Annotated in this window: 2 protein-coding genes and 1 pseudogene; all 3 read left to right on the top strand. The window is 39.7% G+C overall.

Annotated features, from left to right (window positions below):
- Positions 1 to 281 precede the first annotated feature (281 nt).
- On the top strand, positions 282 to 2,144 hold the full coding sequence (locus V7068_RS19780) for a methylmalonyl-CoA mutase family protein (protein WP_499714204.1): 1,863 nt from the start codon (positions 282 to 284) through the stop codon (positions 2,142 to 2,144).
- 1 nt (position 2,145) lies between these two features.
- Positions 2,146 to 4,338, top strand: coding sequence for a methylmalonyl-CoA mutase (gene scpA / locus V7068_RS19775; RefSeq protein WP_499714203.1), 2,193 nt, complete (start codon positions 2,146 to 2,148; stop codon positions 4,336 to 4,338).
- A pseudogene (locus tag V7068_RS19770) lies at positions 4,338 to 4,536 on the top strand (methylmalonyl Co-A mutase-associated GTPase MeaB); the annotation flags it as partial. The gene scpA and the pseudogene V7068_RS19770, both read left to right, overlap by 1 nt.

Genomic DNA, 4,536 nt, shown 5'->3' with positions numbered 1-4,536 from the left:
CGACAAATTTTCAGTTTTTTCGTATTATTTTAGAAGAGTTGTTCTACTACATGTAAATTTATTAAGATTGTAATTTATAACAGTATGAAACGAATCTTATTTTCGAATGATGTTATTCCTGTAGATTCATACTTATTGTATAACAAGCTCATTTTTATTCTTTTATACCTATGTTAGAATGTGTTTGGGATTCAAAAATTGAAGGGGGGGCAAGTTTTCTTATGAATACTGATTGAGCATTTGCTCAGAACTGTAGTATAAGCATAAGAAAGCGATTATAGATGGAATTGAAAGATGTAAAAAATATATCCTTTCCGAAACCTTCGTTGGAAGAGTGGAAGGCTGCCATTGAAACGAGTTTAAAAGGCAAGACAGTTGATAAATTACAGACGAAGACATATGAAGGTGTTACATTACAGCCCCTTTATACACAACAATCTGCTAGTGAAGGACAAGCTGAACTACCAGGATCGTTTCCTTATACACGAGGAATTTCTGCAACAGGTTACCACACACAACCATGGCTTGCTTGTCAGCCAGTAAGCGGTGCGACAGCAGAGGAAGCAAATGAAAACTTAAAAGCTGTATTAAATCGTGGACAAAATGCGATTACGTACCCAGTAGAGCTATTAGCAAATGGTGCAAGATTGCCAAGGCTATTAAAAGATTTACCGCTAGAATCTTTACCCTTCTTTATTGATTTAAAAGGAAAGCAAAAAGATTTATTACCTGAATTCCAAGCAGTAGAAGGAAACGTGAGCGGTGTTCTTGCGGAAGATGCGATTGCTGAGTGGGTATTGACTGGACAAATTCCAGAAGATACAGATAGCTATTTTGCAGAGTGGGCAAAAACGATTCAAGGCTATGAAGCAGTTTCATCAGACGTAAAAACAATTTTGATTAAAACATCTGTCTTCCATAACGGCGGAGCTAATGCGGTTCAAGAACTTGCATATGGACTAGCTGTAGCTGTGCAATATTTGATTGAAGGACAAAAGCAAGGTTTATCTGTAGAAAGTATTGCAGATAAAATGGTATTCTCATTTGCTGTTGATTCAAATTATTTCATGAATATAGCTAAATTACGTGCTGCTCGTCGACTTTGGGCTGGACTTTCAGCTGCATTTGAAGCAGATTCTGAACATTTCAAAATGAATATTCATGCGCTTACTTCAGAAGTGACAGAAACATTATACGATCAACATGTAAATATCTTACGTACAGCTAACCAAGCTTTCGCTGCTGCAATCGGCGGTATTCAATATTTACAAATCAATCCTTTCGATCATGTATTTGGTGAAACAAATGATTTCTCAGAAAGGATTGCTCGTAATACGCACTTAATTTTGAAAGAAGAAGCGCATATTACACAAGTAGTGGACCCTGCAGGCGGTTCATTCTATGTGGAGCAATTAACAGATGAGATTGCTGATCAAGCATGGGCGAAGTTTTTAGAAGTGGATGCAGCAGGCGGCATTCTTGAAGCACTTAAACAAAATATTGTTCAAGCAGAAATCGCTGAAGTGTTCAATAAAAAAGCACAAAATGCAGCATTAAGAAAAGAAAGCATCATTGGTACAAACGTATATCCTAACCCTGCTGATGAAGTGAAAGCACCGAAAGCAGCAGAAGTGGAATCTTATGTTGTTGTAAATAATCCAACTTCGATTGCACCAATTAAGCTGAAGCGTATTGCTGAACAATTCGAGCAACTACGCTTGCGTAGTGCAGCCTTTAAAGAAAACAATGGCGAAGCTCCGAAAGTAGGCTTAATTACATTACAAGAATTGAAGTCTTATAAACCTCGTGTAGATTTTGTAAAAGGATTAGTTGCTGCAGGCGGGATTGAAACAGTGGCAAGCGAAGGCTGTCATACAAGTGAAGAAGCAGTTGCTTATGTGAAAGAAACACAACTTCCAATCTATTGCGTATGCGGTAGTGACGAAGCTTATGGTGAACTAGCGGAGCAAGTTGTTGCTGATGTGAAAGCGGCTTTCCCTGAAACAACGATTTATGTGGCTGGTAAACAAGCAGAAGAATTAGAAAAAACATTGCAAGCTGCTGGTGTGAAAGAGTTTGTTCATGTAAAAACAAATGCAGCTGACATGTTAACAGAATTATTACAAGCGCTGGGGGTGAACTAAAATGACAAAACCTAATTTTTCAAAAATCAATCCAGCAAAAGCTTCTGCACAAGGGTCAGTAGAAACTTGGAAGAAACAAGCAGAAGCGGCAGTTGGTCAAGATATCGATAACCTTTTATTTGAAACAAATGAACAAATTAAGGTGAAATCACTTTACGTTCAAGAGGATAATCAAAACTTAGAGCATATGGACAGCGTACCTGGAATCGCTCCATTTACACGTGGACCATATCCTTCGATGTATGTAAATCGTCCTTGGACAGTTCGTCAATATGCAGGATTCTCAACAGCTGAAGAGTCTAATGCGTTTTATCGTCGTAACTTAGCAATGGGACAAAAAGGTCTTTCTGTTGCGTTCGACTTAGCAACACACCGCGGTTATGACTCAGATCATCCACGAGTAGTCGGTGACGTTGGGAAAGCTGGCGTAGCGATTGACTCGATTCTTGATATGAAAATCTTGTTTGATGGTATTCCACTCGATAAAATGTCTGTATCGATGACAATGAATGGTGCCGTGTTGCCGATTCTTGCTTTTTATATTGTAACAGCCGAAGAACAAGGGGTTACACAAGATAAACTGTCTGGTACGATTCAAAATGATATTTTAAAAGAATATATGGTACGTAATACGTATATTTATCCACCAGAAATGTCTATGAAGATCATTGCAGATATTTTTGAATATACGTCAAAATACATGCCTAAATTCAACAGTATCTCAATTTCAGGTTACCACTTGCAAGAAGCGGGAGCACCAGCTGATATCGAGCTTGCCTACACGTTAGCAGATGGTCTTGAATATGCGCGTACAGGTATGAAAGCGGGCATTGATATTGATAAATTTGCTCCACGTCTTTCTTTCTTCTGGGCAATCGGTATGAACTACTACATGGAAGTAGCGAAAATGAGAGCAGGTCGTTTCATTTGGGCTAAATTGATGAAACAGTTCGATCCAAAGAACGATAAAGCGTTAGCGTTAAGAACTCACTCACAAACATCTGGATGGAGCTTAACAGAGCAAGATCCGTTTAACAACGTTGTTCGTACATTAATCGAGGCGCATGCTTCAGCGCTTGGTCATACACAATCCTTGCATACAAATGCATTGGATGAAGCCATCGCTCTACCAACAGACTTCTCTGCTCGTATTGCACGTAATACGCAGCTTTACCTACAAGAAGAAACAAACATTACAAAGGTTATTGATCCTTGGGCTGGTTCTTACTATGTAGAAGCATTAACAAACGAGCTAATTGACAGAGCGTGGGCTTTAATTGAAGAAATTGAAGATTTAGGCGGAATGGCTAAAGCGATTGAAACAGGCATTCCAAAAATGAGAATTGAAGAAGCTGCTGCAAAACGCCAAGCGAAAATCGATTCTCAAGAAGAAACAATTGTTGGTGTGAATAAATATCGCTTGAAAAAAGAAGATCCAATTGAAATTTTGGATATTGATAATACAGCGGTTCGTGAAAGCCAACTCAACCGCTTAGCTGAATTGCGTGCAAACCGTGACCAAGCACAAGTAGATGCAGCATTGAAAGCTTTAACAGAAGCAGCTAAAACAGGTGAAGGAAACTTACTTGAGCTTGCTGTTCAAGCAGCTCGCGTTCGCGCTTCTCTTGGTGAAATTTCAGATGCGATTGAAGAAGTTGCAGGACGTCATAAAGCAACAATTCGCTCTATCAGCGGTGTATACAGCGAAGCATATTCTAAAGAAGATGAAATTCAAGAAGTTATTCAAATGACGGAAGAGTTCCTTGAGCAAGAAGGTCGTCGTCCTCGTCTATTAATGGCGAAAATGGGGCAAGATGGTCACGATCGTGGAGCGAAAGTAGTCAGCACAGGCTTTGCCGATTTAGGATATGACGTTGATATCGGACCTCTATTCCAAACGCCGGAAGAAACAGCGCTTCAAGCGGTGGAAAATGACGTTCACGTTGTTGGTATGAGTTCACTTGCTGCCGGTCATAAAACGTTATTACCACAGCTTGCAGCTGAATTGAAAAAATTAGGCCGTGAAGATATCGTCATTATCGTTGGTGGTGTTATCCCGGCTCAAGACTATGATTACTTGTTAGCGAATGGAGCTTCTGCCATTTTCGGACCGGGTACGGTTATTCCGCAAGCAGCTAAAAAAGTGCTCCAAGAAGTATATAAACGTCTAGGCTACGAGGAAGTAGTAAACTAATGAGCGAAGATAAAAAACCGGAATGGGTTGACCCAAATAATCCCGAAGGTTTTAATTCTTCAATCATGAAAGGGGTCGAGTTAGCTGCCGACCACAATCAAGCGTCGAAAAACCGTTTTGTTAAAAAACAAAGGGAATCCATTTCGATACCGGATATTAAAGCAGGTATTCTCAAAGGAGAACGCGCGAAACTTGCAA

This window comes from Bacillus sp. JJ634 (assembly GCF_036962285.1).
In the GTDB taxonomy this organism is placed as follows: Bacteria; Bacillota; Bacilli; order Bacillales; family DSM-1321; genus Peribacillus; species Peribacillus asahii_A.
Note: the sequence above shows the minus strand (reverse complement) of the source record. Positions and strands in the feature narration are given on the sequence as shown.

Bases quoted from the DNA above. Each gene is read 5' to 3' on its own strand.
- V7068_RS19780 (WP_499714204.1), top strand. From the start codon at position 282: ATGGAATTGAAAGATGTAAAAAATATATCCTTTCCGAAACCTTCGTTG.
- scpA (WP_499714203.1), top strand. From the start codon at position 2,146: ATGACAAAACCTAATTTTTCAAAAATCAATCCAGCAAAAGCTTCTGCA.